The organism is Oxynema mangrovii CENA135 (assembly GCF_016632315.1).
Lineage (GTDB): Bacteria > Cyanobacteriota > Cyanobacteriia > Cyanobacteriales > Laspinemataceae > Oxynema > Oxynema aestuarii.
Genome location: NZ_JAEOXH010000003.1, coordinates 89,704 through 109,623, shown reverse-complemented (window position 1 = coordinate 109,623; position 19,920 = coordinate 89,704). Strand labels below are relative to the sequence as shown.

Below are 19,920 nucleotides of genomic sequence, written 5' to 3'. Positions count from 1 at the left end.
GACTTTTCTATCTGACTCAAAACCTCTTCAACCCAGGGTTTAGATGGTCTGTAATTTCTTTTTATGTGAGTTTTTTTAGCAAACCAATTAAATTTCCAGTATCCAGATTTACGAACACTGCGTAATGATTTCCTTGTCCTTTGACGACGGCAATTTCATCACTCTCCAACCGTTTCAGACCTTGAGGCTTTTTTTTTGAATCTTCGAGGATTAGTCATTTTTCGTTTCAATCCCTCAAAGGGATTTTAGGGAATTTCGAGGTTCGTTTAATAGGTCGGATATCGAGTATCTATACGTTTCAATCCCTCAAAGGGATTTTAGGGAATTTCGAGGCTCCGTGACTCAGGGAATGACGCTACCTCAGCTCGTCAACGTTTCAATCCCTCAAAGGGATTTTAGGGAATTTCGAGGCAATGGGTCGAGAAGTTGAAAGATCGCGCCAAGATTTTGTTTCAATCCCTCAAAGGGATTTTAGGGAATTTCGAGAAAAGAAAATATCATGTCACGAACTTACAGAGTGTTTCAATCCCTCAAAGGGATTTTAGGGAATTTCGAGGGATTTTTAGCCATGTCGTACCCCAAAAAGACTGTAGTTTCAATCCCTCAAAGGGATTTTAGGGAATTTCGAGGGGTGGAAGTAATTTATTTCCCTTGTAAAGGTTGATCTCTTCGTTTCAATCCCTCAAAGGGATTTTAGGGAATTTCGAGTTGCGCTCCTAAGCGCAATGATCAAAACCAGCCTGTTTCAATCCCTCAAAGGGATTTTAGGGAATTTCGAGTCGCCTCCAACCAAAAGGGGGTCTCACTGGGTTACAAGTTTCAATCCCTCAAAGGGATTTTAGGGAATTTCGAGTTTAGTTCGGTGGGATTCGGTAGTCAGAAAAGCTGCCGTTTCAATCCCTCAAAGGGATTTTAGGGAATTTCGAGCTTATGGATATAAACGAAGTGAGCCGATTTGTCGGTTTCAATCCCTCAAAGGGATTTTAGGGAATTTCGAGGCTGTTGTGAGATAGCGAGTTGCGCTTGTGCGGTTTCAATCCCTCAAAGGGATTTTAGGGAATTTCGAGTACATCTTGCTGCGCCTTATACGCATCGTTCCCTGTTTCAATCCCTCAAAGGGATTTTAGGGAATTTCGAGTGTAAGTCGCTGGCGCGACCCCCGCCGTACCAGGTTTCAATCCCTCAAAGGGATTTTAGGGAATTTCGAGTTCGACGCTCCCCCGAGCGTTTTGCTGTCCTTGAAGGTTTCAATCCCTCAAAGGGATTTTAGGGAATTTCGAGTACCGAGTCGTATGTGAGGGCTTCGTAAAATGTTGTTTCAATCCCTCAAAGGGATTTTAGGGAATTTCGAGATGAAAGTCCTTCGGGTCGAGTGCGTCGAATACCCGGCGTGTTTCAATCCCTCAAAGGGATTTTAGGGAATTTCGAGTTTCCTCACAGCAAGGTTATCTTTGTCCCGTATGGGTTTCAATCCCTCAAAGGGATTTTAGGGAATTTCGAGAAGCCCCTGGTCCCGGCATAGTTGCCGAAGTCCCGGGTTTCAATCCCTCAAAGGGATTTTAGGGAATTTCGAGGTGGTTCCTACCCCAAGAGTGCGGGTCGGATACTAACCTGTTTCAATCCCTCAAAGGGATTTTAGGGAATTTCGAGGAACAGTTCGCCGGGCAGGAGGCGCTTATTCTGCTCGTTTCAATCCCTCAAAGGGATTTTAGGGAATTTCGAGGGCCTCGAATGCTACAACAAAATCCTAAACCTGCCGGTTTCAATCCCTCAAAGGGATTTTAGGGAATTTCGAGTGGTCGCAGCGACCAACAAAAATCCCCAGGAGGTAAGCGTTTCAATCCCTCAAAGGGATTTTAGGGAATTTCGAGAGGGTGGCTGGCAGTGTTTCGGGCGGGGGATGACGGTTTCAATCCCTCAAAGGGATTTTAGGGAATTTCGAGCGAGGCCGACCTCACAGGCGCTGATATTAGCGGCGCCGTTTCAATCCCTCAAAGGGATTTTAGGGAATTTCGAGTTTCGCCCATCAACCAATCGAGCGCCGTCGGTTTGTTTCAATCCCTCAAAGGGATTTTAGGGAATTTCGAGTAAAAGAGTCTGTGGTGAAAATCCCTTGTGAGGTGTTTCAATCCCTCAAAGGGATTTTAGGGAATTTCGAGTCCAGATAAGTTCCTCTTTTTAGAAAAGAAGATTCCTCCTTAGTTTCAATCCCTCAAAGGGATTTTAGGGAATTTCGAGCAGATTCGACGGCAGCAAGTAATGAATCAAGATCGAGTTTCAATCCCTCAAAGGGATTTTAGGGAATTTCGAGGGCTGCTCCCTAGAGGGCGCCGATCTTGAGGGCGCTGTTTCAATCCCTCAAAGGGATTTTAGGGAATTTCGAGTTGAGCGCTTCTCGTCGAATCTTCCAGTCGGTCGAGTGGTTTCAATCCCTCAAAGGGATTTTAGGGAATTTCGAGCTACCGAGGCCAATGTCGGCGATCCGTCCGCTACAGCCCGTTTCAATCCCTCAAAGGGATTTTAGGGAATTTCGAGACAACACTAATGGATTACTACGGAATTCTTCAAGGTTTCAATCCCTCAAAGGGATTTTAGGGAATTTCGAGTGATTCTGTCTCGGGATATGTTTGCACCAAACAGGAGGTTTCAATCCCTCAAAGGGATTTTAGGGAATTTCGAGGAGGAGTGGGCGATCGAGTACGAAAAGTTCGAGTCCGGTTTCAATCCCTCAAAGGGATTTTAGGGAATTTCGAGGGGGGAAGAAGGGTACGCCGCCATACAAATACAAATCATCAATGTTTCAATCCCTCAAAGGGATTTTAGGGAATTTCGAGTAGAAGCGATTGTCGCTTCCTATGGGTGGTACGTACTCGTTTCAATCCCTCAAAGGGATTTTAGGGAATTTCGAGGTTACATATAGCACCCCCGAAGGGGTTTCTGCCCGCTTGTTTCAATCCCTCAAAGGGATTTTAGGGAATTTCGAGGAGGCGATCGCCGAAGGGTTGGCCGATAGCCGATAGTTTCAATCCCTCAAAGGGATTTTAGGGAATTTCGAGTTTCGAGGAAGGTCTCCCCGTTCTATTCCAGCATCAGCTTGAAGTTTCAATCCCTCAAAGGGATTTTAGGGAATTTCGAGGCAAGAGGCCGATCGAAATCGGCGCGGGCTAATTTGGGGAAGCCCGGTTTCAATCCCTCAAAGGGATTTTAGGGAATTTCGAGCAGTAGGGGAGTATGACCCGTACTATTACGTAGAGTTTCAATCCCTCAAAGGGATTTTAGGGAATTTCGAGATCTGGCAATTAGATCTCTGGCTCGGATCTCAGCAAGCAGTTTCAATCCCTCAAAGGGATTTTAGGGAATTTCGAGCATCGATACCTGCAGATCCCTCGGGAAGGTTGGAGGGGGGTTTCAATCCCTCAAAGGGATTTTAGGGAATTTCGAGTCAACCTGCCCGCCACTTGAGAATTGCTGAAGGATTGTTTCAATCCCTCAAAGGGATTTTAGGGAATTTCGAGGTACAAAGCGAGTACGCTTTCCGTACTTTTTAGGTGTTTCAATCCCTCAAAGGGATTTTAGGGAATTTCGAGGCGATCGGTTCCTCGTGGGAATGGCGCTAGGATTCGTTTCAATCCCTCAAAGGGATTTTAGGGAATTTCGAGAATTTGGATGGGCGAAAATGGCTCTCCCTGCCGCCAGTTTCAATCCCTCAAAGGGATTTTAGGGAATTTCGAGACATTATGCGCGGCAAGCTACACCGTTGGGCTACGTTTCAATCCCTCAAAGGGATTTTAGGGAATTTCGAGGGGAATTTTCTGCGGCCTGCCCGCAAAAGGTCGTGTGGTTTCAATCCCTCAAAGGGATTTTAGGGAATTTCGAGAATTTTGATAAACCAGAATTTCGGCGCCCTGGACAAACGTTTCAATCCCTCAAAGGGATTTTAGGGAATTTCGAGGGGTGATGGATGCGGGGAACTCCTTAAGAGTCCCGTTTCAATCCCTCAAAGGGATTTTAGGGAATTTCGAGCTTGCAGGGAGTTTGCGGAAGGCTGCTCGATCACCGAGTTTCAATCCCTCAAAGGGATTTTAGGGAATTTCGAGAGGTTTTGGAGCGGTAGCGCCAAAAATAAGTTCGGGGTTTCAATCCCTCAAAGGGATTTTAGGGAATTTCGAGTTTAGATTGTGAAAACTTTCCACAAAAAAGCCCCAGTTTCAATCCCTCAAAGGGATTTTAGGGAATTTCGAGCCAAAGTAAAAAAAATTGTGGAGGCTGGGATAGATGGCAGCGTTTCAATCCCTCAAAGGGATTTTAGGGAATTTCGAGAAAAGAGTTCCTAGCTTCCTTGGCTCCAGATCTGGTTTCAATCCCTCAAAGGGATTTTAGGGAATTTCGAGGGATCGCTAGCCCTGATCTTCAGCAAGATCCACGTTTCAATCCCTCAAAGGGATTTTAGGGAATTTCGAGCCGTTCCCGCTAGTCAGGTGACAGGAAATTTTCGGGTTTCAATCCCTCAAAGGGATTTTAGGGAATTTCGAGTTCCGAGAGCTTCCGCGCTTATGGCGGAAGCCTCGGGTTTCAATCCCTCAAAGGGATTTTAGGGAATTTCGAGAGCTGGAGAGAAGCGTGACGCCACGCCGGCCCTCAAAGGTTTCAATCCCTCAAAGGGATTTTAGGGAATTTCGAGGCCCCCCTTCTAGAACCTTGACAGTATGCAGTTTTCAAGGTGCATTTGCGCGAGACCTCCCAAGAATAACACCGATCGCCCAAAACGCACAACCCCCACCCCAAACCGAAAACCCCGAAACCCAGACTCCATAAGTATTACAGAGTTTGCGCGAGACCCCCCAAGCCGTAAAATACCCGAAACCGCGACTCCATCAGCCATCCCGCCCATTTTCAGTCGTGCCTCGTTCATACAACTACCCTCTCGCGCAAATCGCAACATTCCTTAACAAAAGAAGACCGTCGTATCCATCGGTGGCGGACAGCCAATCCGTTCGACTGTCCCCTGATGCTTCCCCCGGAGAAAATAGAAGAGGATATTGTCCGTCTCCGGCTGAATCAACCTCTCCAGTCGTCCCCGTAACCGGGCATACTGCATCTCCGTTAAATCACACTCAAAGACACTGAACTGCATCCACTCCCCATAAGACTTGAGAATCTTATGAATCTTCGTCCGGCGCTTGTTCTCAGAAATATCGTAGCAAACCACCACGTGCATAGCCCCAGTTTCCCCCTAACGCAACACCAACGGTGGATAAGACTCAATCTCTCCCATCAAGAACTTGGCCAACAGTCGTCCCTGAATCTCAAACGCCTCCTGATAGGTACATTTGCGCCCCATCACCGGATGCTTAAACGTACTCTGCTTTTTCTCCTCATAGGCCCGCAAAAATCGCTTCAACCCATCTCCCGTCAACGAAACTGCCCCATTGAGCGGTTCTTGCTCAAAATCCTCTAAACTTAAGCCATTGGGCTTCTTCAGCAGACTCAACACCATCGCATCGACCACCAGGGGACGAAACTCCTCCATCACATCCAACGCCAACGAAGGACGACCATAGCGTTCTGTGTGCAGATAGCCCAAATAGGGGTCAAAGCCAACAATGTTCAAGGCACTCTGAACGTCATGGCGCAACAGGGCATAGCCTAAACTAAGTAAGGAGTTGACTGGGTCTTTGGGAGGACGGCGGTTGCGATGAGTGAACTCAAACGGTGTTCCTTGCAATAACTCATTAAACACGCCGAAATAAGCGGCACTTCCAGCCCCCTCATAGCCTCGTAACTGGTCAATGGTGGGGGTTTTGGGTAAGGCGGCGATCGCCCCGTGCAACTGGTCAATGGCCCCGGTCACATCCAAACCATTACAATCGCGCTGCTTCCGTTGCAACAGACTACGATAGTTCTTCAACTTCCCACGCACAAACCCCCGAACCGCCACCACCGAGGTTGGGGTTTCCCCCGCCGCATTCCACTGTCCCCGACGCACAAAGATATTGCGCGTCACCTCCGGTTCTAACCGTCCCCGGTACTTCCCATAGCGAGTCAAAAAACTCAACGGGATATTGCGTTCGAGTAGCTCATCCACCACATAGGGGGACACTGTGGCACGTCCCAAAAGAACCACCCCATCCAACTTCAACAGAGGAACATCCGCAAGTCGTTTCCCCTGATGCTTAATCTGCAAGCGTTCATCCAACTTACCCAAAAACACATCTTCGTGGACTACATACATCGTACCCATGACTCCTTCTCCTTATGTATACAAATCTATTAGGCTTCGCGATATCGCGCCATTTTTGTCGCCGCCTGGGGAAGACAGCGATCGAACAAACTACAGCCGCGACAGGGTTTTTCATAGACGGCTGGAGGACAGTTCCCCGTAGTGAGAAGTTCTCGCACTGCCTCCAGAGTGGCGATCGCCGTCTGACGCAACTGAGGCGACAACTCCACCTCCCGCCGCCGTCGAGACTGCAAGGAATACACATAGCCCTTCGCCACTGGCGTTCCCGTCATCTCCTCCAAACACAACCCTTGCGCACAGACTTGTAAATCATCGTTTTCCCAAGGATTCTGTTTCCCCCGCTTATACTCCACGGGATAAAACTCCCCACTCTCTGACTCCACTAAATCCGCCTTTCCCACCAAGCCATAGCGTTGGGAACTCAGCCAAATACCACGAACTTGCCAAGCCTCCTCACGAAATCCCTCACCCACAGTATGGATGCGTTGATGTCCCGTGGTTCCCTCCACCGTATAAACATTGTCCACAAACTCCCCAGCACAAAACATTCGCCAGCAGCGATGGGGACAGTAGGCATAGTGATTCAACGCTGCAATGGGAATTTCTAACATCATGACCTCCGAAGTTAAATAGCGAGTGCCATGCCCATTCCCATGGTAGTTTTGCGACCAATTCCACAGTAAAGGGCATAGTGACTTAGGGTGTTTAAAGCTTTAATAGTGGCAGAGTTCACATCTCCTAAAATGCGAAAATCAATGCGCCCCACTGCCCCAATAAACTTACTCGATTTCCCCTTTTTACGAAAATCAAAGTCCAACATCTCAGTCCGAATATTGAAGTAAGAAGGAAAGACATTTTCCGTGGCAAAGTTCAACTCGATGTCGCTATACTTTTTCCAGGAATTATGTAAACTGCGAAACACGGAGTCCGGCGTGGGTAAAGCACTATCATATTTTTGCTGCCGGAAGGCCACCGGAGTCGCCAACTGAAACTGCAAGCGGCGATTGGAGTCAGACGCAGTTTCGTAGAGTTCTTCATAGGAACAAGCATTAGCCCAAGGCTGAGTCGATTGAGGGGTTCCTAAGATACTGGTAATATGTAGATTGGCCGCCCCCAAATGCCAAGGTTGACGAGGGTTGAGATTGAGCCATAATTGACTCAGTCGTCCAAAAAGTTGCTCGTCGAGTAGAGAAACACGCCACCAGCAAGGAGTTTTTGCTGGAATGGGAAGCTGATGTTGTGCTTGTAGAATTTCTGGAACCCGAGGGGGAAAGTCACGACGAGTGCGAGGCAATTTTTGCAGGGGAGAAATGGTAAAAGCTTTGGTTGTTTTTTGTTCGTGGAGAGTTGTGGCCAAGTCTGGATCGACGGAGTTCATGGCAGTAATAAATAGGGCGTTGAGATGTCTTCCAGTGGCATATTCAGGGGGTATTAAGGTTTCCGGAATGAAATTAAATACAAGACTATAGGGCATGGGTTAAATACACCAAAATTCTTCATTGTCTGGACATTTTAAGGCAAACCCGGCGGCGGCGATCGCCAAAATACCATCTAAACTGGGGAAGAAGGTATAGGTTGCCGTCTCGCCAAAGTCATCTTCAACGGTGATGGGATACGACCCCAATCCCTGTTTTTGCAGCTTACAAATTGCCCAACGATTACGACGATTTTCCTGGACAATTACCCCAGGCATTAAAGGCGGTGTGAGTTGAGAAAGAACCGCCGTTGGACGGGTCTGTTCGCCAAGAGTGCGAGCAATTTCACAGTTAGGAAATGCTGATAATTTGGCGAGTTGAGTACTTTTGAACTCCTCTAAATTCTCAACTTGGAGGTTGAAACTGAGCTGATAAGTTTCTTTGGATCGTTTTGTTAATACACAGCGATCGGCCTCACTGGCAAATTCATAAAATCGAAGCAAATGTAGGGGATCTAACTGGGTTTCTCCACAACTATCTAACAGAAATCCTTGGGGATCTTCAACCGTCACATTTTCCAACAGGCTATCCCGAAATCGAAACAGGGGAGCATAGCTAGTTTTTAGAACAATGGCATAGTCTTTAAGTTTTTGGATAACTCGTGGAGTTGCCAGGATTTGCTTTTCAACAACCTCTAAAGATCGATCGCCTCGTTTAACGTCCTCCCAATCTTCGGGATAATATGCCTGCAAAAAGCTCTTGACAAAATTGCGACCACCTTTGATGTATTTCCAATCTTTGGCAATTTTACCCGTCTCAGTTCGGGCGATATTTTCTGCCCCTTGCAAGATTTTCATCCGCCGACGATAATACTGCCAATCTCGACTCCCCCCGAAGACAACCTGAAGGGTTTCGTACAAGACAACAATTAAGTCAGCCCCCGGTGTCTTCTCTAAACTGGTTTCGAGTTCCAGAAGGGGACGGGCAATTTCTAAAAATGCCTCGGAACGCCAATAAATATCGAGAAAGGGTCGCTGTAAACAGTCGAGTTCTTCCAGAGTTTCTGTTAGCGGTTGCCGTCCAGCGAGAGAATCTATCTCATTTAAACCTTGGGACCAAGCCTCTTCTGGTAAGTAGGCGATCGCCTCTGAGGGAATCTCCGTTTGAGGCTTGCCTAAAACTCGTCCGACTCGTCCTAAGCGTTGCCAAAAGGAAAAGCGATCGCGCGCCGAAAAAATGAGCCAATCGAGGTTTTGGCGATCGCCCTCAATCTCCCGTTCAAAGTTAAAGCCAACATCCACGGTACTGGTGGCTAAAATTAGCGGTTTTTGTGCCTGTTCATGACGCATCTCCTTAGGAGTATCTCCCGTGATTTTTCCACAATCCTCCTGATAGCCTCGCGCCTTTAATCCATCATGAATGCGGTTGAGAGTATCCTTAGAATCCAGAATGACCGCCCCCTGTTGCTGAGGAAGATGTTGACGGCGATCGCATAGGTATTGAACCAGCGTCTCAATCATTTCCTCCTTCTCTAAATAGGGACGAATCTGCAACGCCACAGCGGTTTGAGAGGGGATTAACGACCCCCCATTTTTCTGGCCATCAACCCGATACACCCGAACCCCTGACTGCTGCAAAACCTTCAACGCTTCATCACAAGCGGGTTCCGGGGTCGCCGTCAGCAAAACCACTTTGCGGTTATGTTGGAAATAGCCAAATACCTGGGATACCACCAAATAAAACAGCAAACTCACCAACTGTTTGGCATCATACAGATGAAACTCATCAAAAATTACCGTGGCAAAACTGCTATAAAACACACTAGCAAGATTGCTGCGATCGAGAGGATTGTACTGAAAAAATGCCGCGTAATAAAAAATATCAGGATTCGTCACCAACAACAGCGGCCGACCCCCACCACATTCAGGAAACAAAATCGACGGTTCCCGCAACACATTGTAGAGTTTTTCCCCCGATCGTTTTCCCACACGATCATCCCGCCAACGACGAATCTGTTGGGCTGAGGCAGACTTTACCACATGGGGAAGTCCAGCCGCCGCCACAAATGCTTCCGCAGCGGCCGTTTGTTGGTCAATCAGGGCATTGGTGGGGGCAATATAGACCACATTGCCTTGAGGATTTTCTAAAATAACACTGAACGAAGCGTTGGTTTTTCCCGTTCCCGTGGGGGCTAAATCCAACAAAAGATCATGGCTTTTAGCCGCCTCATATAAATCCTGTTGATGCTGTAAGACCTTGCCCCCAAACACCCGTTTCAAGGCTTCAGGAAATGCAGCATCAGTTCCTACGGCAATTTGGGCCGGTTCGAGGGTGACATTAAGGGGTTTCATGGGAATTTCCTCCGCAAAAAGCTACATTAGCCGGACAAATCCAGTCCCCCACCTGCCAAGCCGGCCCGCGAAATTGCAGATGTTTGAGAAGGGGGGCCGGCGGAATCGACATCACATCAAACCGTAAGAGATCGAGATATCTGGGTAAGTCCGCTGAATTGAGATAGGTGTTACAGCAGTAGGTGTCCGTTGGTAGAACTTGGACGGGTAAGGGTTGACTGATATTCAGGCGAACTTTACTCATAAACTTACCCACCCGGATATACTCAGGTAACTCCACCTCGCCAAAAACCAGGGTTTGCAAGCGATTTCCCCGTTCCAACATCCGCAAACGCCCGGTTTGGGGAAAATTACTGGGACGATAGGTGTTGGGTTTCTTCCCCGTCCGTTTCAGGGGCAGATCTTCTCGGGCCGTGGCGACTCGGTTGTTGGTCATGGCATACCAGTAGGAGTCGGAGAGGGCGTTAAACCGTTCAAAACGGAAGCTGGGACGATGATCCAGAGGCCAGGCGGGTAGGATATACCGCTGTCCGTTGAGAGGGGTTAAATCCTCGATATAGCGGGGTCGTCCCGTGTCTTTACCCTGGAGGCGATAGGGCGATCGCGCCCAACCGAGGGCGTAGGCCAGGGCATAATTGCCAATAACTCCTTCGGTGTAGTAAGTATCCGAGAGTTCCCGGGAGGCGAAAAAGATGGGTTCGGCACACCAGAGTTCCACTAAACGGGCCTGGGAAAACGGGGAAACCTGGGGTGGAGGATTGGCTAAACTGTTGTCAACTTGGGTCATGATGGCAGTTTCCTTGAGTCTCGTTTCATCTCCGTTTAGGATTTAGCGTTGCGTCCTTTGTTGCTGGCCTTGGCTTTGGCTTTAATCTGACGATAGGGTTCGTAGGACTCATCGAGGCGTTGGAGAAAGTTGGCTTGTTCCTCTAAAGACCAATGGCGATCGATATCCTCAATCAAGTTATTGAGTTCGTCGGAGGAGAGTTTCATGGAAATACCGCGTTTCTGAGTCCAGGTGTCGAGAATTGCCTCGGTCGCCTGAGTTAAAATCTTGCTATCCAAGGGATGTTCTAGGGTGGCGTTTTTTGCGACGAGATGGTCATAGACCCCTTGCACAAGTTCCAGGGAACTCGGGAGTTCCACCATACCGCCAAAGACTCCCAACATCTGGTTATCCATCCGTCCTACACGGCTAGAAACTGCCCCGTAGCGAGTGGTGAGAAGGAGGTTGCCTAGGGCGTAGCGCAACTCATCGGCGGTGACATCTTTTAGGGTCAAAATGTCAAGAAAATGGGTTCCCGGCTTGATATATTCACTGGTGTTGAGGGCGGTAGAGGCTTTGTTTTGTTCGTCGCGCATGGTGCCATTTTCAAAAATAGCGTTGATGGTGCGATCGCTCACTAAGTCCGTCGCCGGTAAAACCGTAAAGGCATCTTCCGTCCAAACGCGACTTTTTTGCGCTCCTTCTCCCCCAGCGGCAAAGCCATAGAGAAAACAATCGATACACAATTCACAAGGGGCGTTGGTATTCAAAGAACAAATTGTGTTTCCTTTGGGTGCCGTCTTCAACAAGTCATGGTTACGCAAAAACTCCCGTCCCCGCCGCCGTTCTGGGGCGACTTGTTTACGCTTTGTCATCAACAAGCGCGGAATGGAAGTGGTGTCTTCTAAACCTGCTTGAACATACTCACTACACATGGGTTCTCCAGTGCCTTCGGTGCGAAAAATGGTCTCAGATTTGGTGGTTCGTAAGACCACAACACCGATAGTGCGTCCTTTGGGGAAGTTTTCGTACTCTTGAGCTAGAAATGGGGTTAAACGTTCGATAGACATGATGAAATCTCCAATTTTGAAGTTAATTGTTCTTATGCCATGGCTCTGCCGTGGCACAGTTTAGGGCGGCTCTGCCGCCAGTTCACGGGAGCAGGGGGAAGGAGGCAGAGCCTCCGGTAGAGCATTACTTGGCAGAGCCAAGTAACGAGGGAGATGAGGGAGTAATGAGGGAAATGAGGGAAATGAGGGTATCATTTTCTTAGGTTGAAACAGATTCAGAGGACTCTTTTGGGGAGTTTTTGTCTCGTTCTGCCTTAATCTGCTGACGCGCCTCTTGCAAGAAGAAAAGATAGGCGGCTTCCAAGGTTTTGCCATCAGTTAATAATCGTTCAGGACGGCAATCATAGACATCTTCAAACATCTGCTTAAGGACATCGTAAAAAGCCTTAACTTGCTCATACTTCGTTGCACCCACTTGATACTCACGAATCCGATCGAGACGATTAAAGTATTGCTGAACTAAGGCAGCAAACATGGTTTCCCAGTCCATGTGTGATTTTTTAGACCGCACTGCTTTGAGGAAATCGCTAAAGGGTTCGGTTTGGGCAGTGCGGCGAAAGGAACTGCCCCGTAGGGTGGCTGACTCCGCCAGATAAGCAGCTCGTTTTAGGTAGTCAGAAACCTGTTGATGTTCTTCGGACATAAGGCTCTCCAATAATTGATTGAGGGGGGTCGAAATTTTCTGCCATAGATGCTCTAAATGGGGGTCATCCTGTTCTCGTAAAATCCAGCGAAGGAGGACATGATAGAGCGTTAGGGGTCGGGCAGTAGCTCGGGCAAGCTGATAGAGACAGTCATCTTTTTTGCGTAAACTGGCCACGGCGATCGCCAACTCTCCTAAACAGCGCAAGCGCAGCAAAACCGTTTCAGCCGTTAGGTGTTGATGGTCTTCAGACTTTAACAACTGTCCCTGGCGATAATACTGCCCATCTCCTAACAACGGACGTAGAGAAGAGGGAATCCCATCCACGCTGGCAAAATAGTTCCAACTGGGTTTAAGTTCCAAGTTAGAACTAACTACAATGGGAAACCCCATATCAAACGCCAAACTCAGTTCCAACCCTAAGCGGAGGGACTTCAATAAAGCCAGAGAAGAATTCACTTCTCCCCAAAGAATGGGAATCGTCACCGTTCCATGGATAAATTGGGGACGTTTGGGAACCGCAAGACCAACAACGTTATGGGCTTGAAAAACTACTGCATTATCGCGATACAGTTGCAGTTCATCGACGCTAACGGTTCCATCTTCATTGATTTCGGCTCTCCGTTTCAGAAACTTCCGCCAAATTTGCCGCAGTGCCAGACTCGATCCTGGAGGGAGGGCAATATGCAGATAGAGGGGATCTTGTTTCACCGTTTTGGGAAAATTTGACCCTACCGCCATCAGTTGGTAACTCAAGGCCGAGAGGGCATCGGCCCGCCGTTTGGGGTCGCCACTCATACCGCCGGGCAAGCGATTGGAAAAGGATTGAACCTTTGTGCCTGGAGGCATTTGCGGAGATTTGAGTTCACCAATGTCGCCAGTCATGCTGCCCAGGGAACAGCGTTGGCGGGGGTTGGCTTGGATATAGGCGTTAAGTTGGTCGAATCCCCTGAACGGCTGAACCTGGGGCAAATTGAGTAGTTGTCTCACGGCTTGGATAAGATCCTCGGAGACGGTTTCCTCTCCCTGACTGCGACGCCGTTGAAAAGAATCTTCAATGGCACTGTAAATGGTATCTAAACCCCCAGTAACGGCCTTGGCGGCAAATAAACAACGTCCATATTGGGCGTTGAACGGTTCTAGGGCCTGACGCTGTTCGGGGGAAAGTCCCACGTTGGCGGCGATGCAATCCCAGGCGTCTTTGGGAGGGACACGAGCCTGGCGATAACTGAGATAGGCGCACTTCAAAGCTTCGGACTGGGCAAACTCTTCGGCGTTGGAGACAGGCTGTAATCCCAGGTTGGCGGCGGCGCTGACGGCTTCGGCATCGCTGCTATATTTATTGATATCTTGGGCGACTTTCTCGGCTTTGTAGCCTTTGGCTTTTTTCACCAAGAGGGCATCGATGTGTTCCAGGGCCGCTTCTGGGTTTTGTTGAACGGCCTGGTCGTCGATTTTGATACCGTCTTTGCTCGGTTTAACCAGTTGTTCGACGTTGGCGCCAAAGACAGCATCGATTTGACGTTGCCATTGGCGGGCAATGGCCGGGGCGAGATCCTCCTCGGGGAAGGTTTCCCCTAAAAACAGTTGACCATCGGGGTTAATGGCCAGGGGGATGAGGTGGCGATCGCACAAGACTTGTTCGCAAGCCCCCAACAACAGGGCGGTGAAGTAGCCGCGATCTTCGGTGAGTCTGATTTGGAACAAACGATAGGGCCGTTGCAGGGCGACGGTTAATTCGGTTTCGACTTTGCGAATCCGTTTCTCTTCTTCAATGCCCAAGTCAAACAAGTCTCCCGCCACCAACAGGGCGGCCTGGCGGTTAATGTCGGGGTCTTCGGGTAAAAACCGCATCCCATCGCTGACGCTATGGCCCGAATGCCGTTCAATCAGGCGACGGACGAGTTCTAAGTCGTCATCGCTGCGGATGAACTCAGCGACACAGGCGCGATCGAGTTGTTCTCTGAGAAAGGGGCGATCGCGGGCTAAGGTTTTGACGTTACGCCCCTGGTTATCGAGTTTGTTGAGGTCGTGAACGGCGGTGGCTGCCAGAATGAGCGATCGCGTCTCTTCAGTCCACCCTGCTAGTTTGCTGACGCTGAGAACCAACTGACAGGCGGAATCGAGATGTTCGGCCAGACTGCGCCGGGCGCGACTGCCATATTGGGCGTGTTTGCCGTGGTTTTCATAGAGTCGGGGGCGGATTTCCCTGAAATATCGCTCCTCCAAGTTGGGCGATCGCCCCTCAATGTCGTCACATAAACGTGCCATCGGTTTAGGTCTCCCTAGACTGCAAGTTTCAGTACAATTTTTTAAAAATCCTTGGTCTGTAACTGCACTTGATTTATAATGGCATATAAGACCCAAACTGTCAATACTGCACGTACAAATTAGTGAATGTCACGGAAAAAAGAGACAATTACACTGTCAATTTCCCCAGGAACCAAGGCAAAACTAGAGGCGATCGCCCGTCGCCTCGGGATTATGTGGGGCAAATCCCCCAGTATTTCAGGACTCATCGTGGCGATCGCCGAAGAAGACTACGAACTCGGCGAAAAATTTACACTCACACCCGAGCAAGTGGATGTGTTAGACCATGCCACCCAACTCCTGACTGACAAGGGATTCATCCACAAAGCCGAAACCCTACTACAACTGATGCTCGATCGCGGCAATCTCGATTCCCCCAGCCGTCAGGATTTAATGCGCAAAATCGGCAAAACGGGGCAAGCCTGGCGCAATCTTGTCGAAGACTATCGCCAAAAACGTCAACCGTTTCGGGTTCTCTATCGCAATGCCCAGGGAGAGGAGAACACGTACACCGCCCGTTACGTCCAGTTCGACTTTCACGAAAAACGCTACTATCTGCAAATTTGGTGTGACGAAACTGAGGATGTGCAAGGGAGTGATTTCCCGGAATTAAATCACAACCGATGTCTAAGGCTCGATCGCATTCAGTCCATCGTTCCCACCGATGTTCCTTGGCGAGATGAAGGCTTAGACCTCATCAAAGTACACTTACACTTTTATGGTGGACTGCTTAAAGCCTATGAACCCCGTAATGCGGTTGACATTGAGGATGAGGTGATTGGTGATGTTCGCCGGGTGGTGCGTCAAGTGGCCAATCCTTTCTGGTTGATGCGAGAGATTCGCCGCTATGGCAAGGACTGTGAAATTGTTTCACCGCCTCGCTTACGGGAGTTGCTGGCCCAAGATTATCGCCAGATGTGCGATCGCTACTCCAATCCCCCGCCGTCCGTTCCCTAATCCAAGATGGCATCCTACTCATCGCCGGGATACCAAAAATGAAGACGGTCTTCGATCTCTCTCATCGATCGCATTCGAGTTGTAGGTAAAGCGAACCTCATACCGATGCTTCAGTTCTGTCACAATGGTGGAGTCTAACGGTCTAAAACCATCGAACCAAGCTTTGAGTCGATCGATTTGTTCCAGCTTAGACCGATGATTCATCGCTAGATCGCTTCTGAACTCCAATGGATATTCTCGATATTCTCAAACAAGATTACCAAAACTTCCCCGAAGATCAGACCTACGAGATTTACGCCGAAGACGTTTACTTCCAAGACCCGATGAATCGTTTTCGGGGGCGCGATCGCTACCGCCAGACCATTAATTTTATCCGAACTTGGTTTAAAGACGTGCAGCTCGACATGCACCAGATCGATCGCCGGGGAAACACCATCACCACCCGATGGACCTTGCATTGGACTACCCCCTTACCCTGGAAACCGCGTATTTCCATCCCCGGATGGAGCGAACTCCAAGTGAACCCAGACGGTGCGATCGCCTCCCATATCGATTATTGGGACTGTTCCCGCCTCGATGTCCTCAAACAACACCTGTTCCCCAAGAAAAACCGCTAAAGTAAAGAGATGTAAACAATTCTCAGCCAGAGGACGATTTGCCATATGCGTTTGATCTTAATGACAGGTAAAGGCGGCGTCGGGAAAACCTCCGTTGCGGCTGCAACCGGGTTGCGCTGTGCCGAACTCGGTTATAAAACCCTCGTCCTCAGCACCGACCCGGCGCACTCCCTCGCCGACAGCTTCGATCTCGAACTCGGACACGACCCGCGTCCGGTTCGCGAAAACTTGTGGGGGGCCGAACTCGATGCCTTAGTCGAACTCGAATCGAACTGGGGTTCCGTCAAGCGTTACATCACCGAAGTCCTGCAAGCACGAGGTTTAGAAGGGGTACAAGCCGAAGAACTGGCGATTTTACCCGGAATGGACGAAATTTTCGGACTCGTCCGCATGAAGCGCCATTACGACGAAGGCGAATATGACGTTTTGATTATCGACTCGGCGCCGACCGGAACCGCCTTGCGGCTGTTGAGTTTGCCGGAGGTCAGTGGCTGGTACATGCGCCGCTTTTACAAACCGTTGCAAGGAATTTCCGTAGCGTTGCGTCCCTTAGTCGAACCGATTTTTAAACCGATCGCCGGATTTTCTCTCCCCGATAAAGAGGTGATGGACGCACCTTACGAGTTTTACGAACAAATCGAAGCGCTCGAAAAAATTTTAACGGATAATGTCGTCACTTCGGTGCGTTTGGTCACCAATCCCGAAAAAATGGTGATTAAGGAATCGTTGCGCGCTCATGCTTATTTGAGTTTGTACAATGTCGCGACAGATTTAGTGATCGCCAACCGGATTATCCCCGATGAAGTGACCGATGCCTTTTTCCAACGCTGGAAAGAGAATCAGCAAGAATATCGGCACGAAATTCACGAAAATTTCCGTCCTTTACCTGTAAAAGAGGTGCCGCTTTATTCTCAAGAAATGTGCGGGTTAGAGGCTTTGGAAACCCTCAAGCAGACGTTATATCAAGACGAAGACCCGACCCAAGTGTATTACAAAGAAACGACGGTCAGGGTATTACAAGAAAACAATCATTATAGTTTGGAACTCTACTTGCCGGGAATTCCTAAAGACGATATCAAATTAAGTAAAACGGCGGACGAGTTGAATATTCGCATCGGCAATCACCGCCGCAATTTAGTGTTGCCGCAAGCACTGGCGGCGTTGCAGCCTGCGGGGGCGAAGATGGAGGAAGATTATCTAAAAATTCGCTTTGCAGAAGCGGCCAAAGTCTAAGGTTTTGAGTCGGAAAGCAAGGCGATCGCGAAGCGTCTCCCAAGGAGAATCGCCGAGGGAGGTTCAATTCGATCGCCAAAGGAAAAGGTGCGTGAGGATCGTGGTTCTCAATGCACCTTTTCAATCTATTCCCCAGCGATCGCGAAAGCGTCTCCAAGGAAGAATCGCCGTACATTCTCGCAACTTCTAGCCTCTAAGTTGCTCTTGCCTCAAGCACCCTCGCGCAACTTATCTAAAACGCTACGGTCTTGCAACGTCGAAGTATCGCCGGAAATTTCTTCGCCGGAGGCGAGCGATCGCAACAAACGGCGCATAATCTTACCCGATCGCGTCTTCGGTAAATCGTCGGTAAAGCGAATTTCCGCCGGACGAGCCAGGGCGCCAATTTCACTGACGACATGTTCTTTAAGCTGGTTTTCCAAATCTTCGCTACCTTGGTAACCATCTTCCAAACTCACGAAAGCGACCACCGCTTCCCCTCGTAACTCATCCGGTTTGCCGACGACTGCCGCTTCCGCCACAGAGGGGTGAGACACCAACGCCGACTCGATTTCCATCGTTCCCAAACGGTGACCAGACACGCTAATTACATCATCGACACGACCCATTACCCAATAATATCCGGTTTCGTCCCGTCGGGCACCGTCCCCAGCAAAATAAAGGTATTGGCCGTCTTTCGGGGGAATGTGTTCCCAATAGGTCCGGCGGAAGCGATCGGGGTCGCCGTAAACCGTCCGCATCATCCCGGGCCAGGGATGTTTCACCACCAAATAACCCCCTTGATTTTCGCCGACAGAATTGCCGTCCAAATCGACGACATCGGCGAGAATTCCGGGAAAGGGCATCGTCGCGGAACCGGGTTTAGTCGGGGTCGCGCCGGGTAACGGGGTAATCATGAAACCGCCCGTTTCCGTCTGCCACCAAGTATCGACAATCGGACAGCGTTCGCCACCGATGACGCGGTGGTACCAGATCCAAGCTTCGGGGTTGATCGGTTCGCCGACAGTTCCCAACAGGCGCAGGGAGGACAGATCTCGGGCCTTGGGATGGTGTTCGCCCATTTTAATAAAAGCGCGGATCGCGGTGGGGGCGGTGTAGAAGATCGTGACGCCGTATTTTTCGACCACATCCCAGAAACAGCCGGGATTGGACGATCGCGGCGCGCCTTCGTACATCACCGTCGTGGCGCCGTTGGAGAGCGGACCGTAGACGATGTAACTATGTCCGGTAATCCAGCCGACATCGGCGGTACACCAATAAACATCCGTATCTTGGAGGTCGAAAGCCCATTTGTTAGTGACGTGGGTGTAGAGGTTATAACCGCCCGTGGTGTGGACGACCCCTTTCGGTTTGCCCGTGGTACCGGAGGTGTAGAGGATGAAGAGCATGTCTTCACTGTCCATCACTTCCGCATCGCAGTGACCGGAGACCCCCGCTTGCAGGTCGTGCCACCAGTGGTCCCGTCCGGGTTCCATGTGAGTTTTTTCGCCCGTGCGTTTGACGACGAGGACGTTATCGACGCTGGAGACGCCGTGTTCGAGGGCTTTATCGACTTGAATTTTGAGGGGAATGGCGGCATCTTTGCGGAAGCCCCCGTCGGCGGTAATCACCAGTTTAGCTTCCGCATCGACGAGACGATCGCGCAGGGCTTCGGCACTGAAGCCGCCGAAAACGACGGTATGGGGGGCGCCGATCCGGGCGCAGGCGAGCATGGCGATCGCCGCTTCGGGAATCATGGGCATGTAGATGCCGACGCGATCGCCTTTTTGCACCCCGAGTTGTTTGATGACGTTCGCCATCTGGCAGACTTCCCGGTGCAGTTGGGCGTAGGTGAGGGTGCGCGAGTCGCCGGGTTCTCCTTCCCAAATCAAGGCCGCTTTATTTTTGCGCCAGGTCGTTAAGTGGCGATCGAGACAATTGTAAGAAATGTTGAGCTGTCCGCCGAGGAACCACTGAGCGTTCGGCGGCTGCCAGTCGAGGACGCGATCCCATTTTTTGAACCAATGCAGTTCGCTTTCGGCGAGCTCGGCCCAGAATTGTTCGGGGTCGGCGGCAGCGCGTTCGTACAGCTTCTGGTATTCGTCTAAATGTTTGATATGGGCGGTTTGGGAAAATTCCGCCGAGGGGGGAAACAGGCGTTTTTCTTTGAGGATGGATTCGATCGTCGGTTGTGACATTGTTTTGAGATTTGGTAACTTCGGTTACGGAATTCCTTGTTTACTGTACTTCATTGGGTTGTTTGAACCCTAGAGGGACAGCCGAGTGTTTTTGTCCCCTTGGGGAGTTAGAACGAGGGGGCGATCGCGCGAGTTATGAG

General features: G+C 49.7%; 12 protein-coding genes and 1 CRISPR repeat array. Of the genes, 3 read left to right on the top strand and 9 right to left on the bottom strand.

Annotated elements, in window-relative coordinates:
• Positions 1-223: 223 nt before the first annotated feature.
• Positions 224-4,681: direct repeats of the CRISPR family, unit length 37 nt; unit sequence GTTTCAATCCCTCAAAGGGATTTTAGGGAATTTCGAG.
• A gap of 264 nt (positions 4,682-4,945) precedes the next feature.
• From cas2 to JJD41_RS20270, 8 genes are all read right to left on the bottom strand, one after another.
• Complete coding sequence (cas2, locus tag JJD41_RS20305; RefSeq protein WP_159790247.1) at positions 4,946-5,218, bottom strand: CRISPR-associated endonuclease Cas2; 273 nt, start codon at positions 5,216-5,218, stop codon at positions 4,946-4,948.
• Between the two features lie 15 nt (positions 5,219-5,233).
• Positions 5,234-6,241 carry a type I-D CRISPR-associated endonuclease Cas1d gene (gene cas1d / locus JJD41_RS20300; RefSeq protein ID WP_200669351.1) on the bottom strand — a complete coding sequence of 336 codons (1,008 nt, stop codon included), beginning with the start codon at positions 6,239-6,241 and terminating at the stop codon, positions 5,234-5,236.
• Between the two features lie 29 nt (positions 6,242-6,270).
• A complete protein-coding gene (gene cas4, locus JJD41_RS20295) occupies positions 6,271-6,855 on the bottom strand; it encodes a CRISPR-associated protein Cas4 (RefSeq protein ID WP_370583907.1) in 585 nt (194 codons plus the stop codon).
• Positions 6,856-6,866: 11 nt separating this feature from the next.
• A complete protein-coding gene (gene cas6 / locus JJD41_RS20290; protein WP_200669349.1) occupies positions 6,867-7,715 on the bottom strand; it encodes a CRISPR-associated endoribonuclease Cas6 in 849 nt (282 codons plus the stop codon).
• Positions 7,716-7,718: 3 nt separating this feature from the next.
• The gene (gene cas3 / locus JJD41_RS20285; protein ID WP_200669348.1) at positions 7,719-10,007 is read right to left on the bottom strand and encodes a type I-D CRISPR-associated helicase Cas3'; all 2,289 of its coding nucleotides are present in this window, start codon (positions 10,005-10,007) and stop codon (positions 7,719-7,721) included.
• A complete protein-coding gene (gene cas5d, locus JJD41_RS20280; protein WP_200669347.1) occupies positions 9,994-10,794 on the bottom strand; it encodes a type I-D CRISPR-associated protein Cas5/Csc1 in 801 nt (266 codons plus the stop codon). The genes cas3 and cas5d overlap by 14 nt, the downstream gene beginning before the upstream one ends.
• A 35-nt stretch (positions 10,795-10,829) precedes the next feature.
• Positions 10,830-11,843: a type I-D CRISPR-associated protein Cas7/Csc2 gene (gene cas7d / locus JJD41_RS20275; protein WP_200669346.1), complete on the bottom strand. Its 1,014-nt coding sequence runs from the start codon at positions 11,841-11,843 to the stop codon at positions 10,830-10,832.
• Between the two features lie 199 nt (positions 11,844-12,042).
• Positions 12,043-14,757 carry a CRISPR-associated protein Csc3 gene (locus JJD41_RS20270; protein ID WP_200669345.1) on the bottom strand — a complete coding sequence of 905 codons (2,715 nt, stop codon included), beginning with the start codon at positions 14,755-14,757 and terminating at the stop codon, positions 12,043-12,045.
• 126 nt (positions 14,758-14,883) lie between these two features.
• Here JJD41_RS20270 and JJD41_RS20265 point away from each other — a divergent pair, with 126 nt between their 5' ends.
• The 3 genes from JJD41_RS20265 to JJD41_RS20255 all read left to right on the top strand — a co-directional run bounded on the left by JJD41_RS20265 (position 14,884) and on the right by JJD41_RS20255 (position 17,603).
• Positions 14,884-15,753 (top strand): helix-turn-helix transcriptional regulator, encoded by an 870-nt coding sequence (locus JJD41_RS20265; protein ID WP_200669344.1) that lies wholly within the window; start codon positions 14,884-14,886, stop codon positions 15,751-15,753.
• 227 nt (positions 15,754-15,980) lie between these two features.
• Entirely contained in the window at positions 15,981-16,370 is a 390-nt protein-coding gene (locus tag JJD41_RS20260; RefSeq protein ID WP_200669343.1) for a DUF2358 domain-containing protein, read from the top strand.
• Between the two features lie 45 nt (positions 16,371-16,415).
• Positions 16,416-17,603 (top strand): TRC40/GET3/ArsA family transport-energizing ATPase, encoded by a 1,188-nt coding sequence (locus JJD41_RS20255; RefSeq protein WP_200669342.1) that lies wholly within the window; start codon positions 16,416-16,418, stop codon positions 17,601-17,603.
• Positions 17,604-17,812: 209 nt separating this feature from the next.
• Here the strand turns inward: JJD41_RS20255 and acs are convergent, their stop codons facing one another.
• Entirely contained in the window at positions 17,813-19,780 is a 1,968-nt protein-coding gene (acs, locus tag JJD41_RS20250; RefSeq protein ID WP_200669341.1) for an acetate--CoA ligase, read from the bottom strand.
• Between the last annotated feature and the right edge of the window lie 140 nt (positions 19,781-19,920).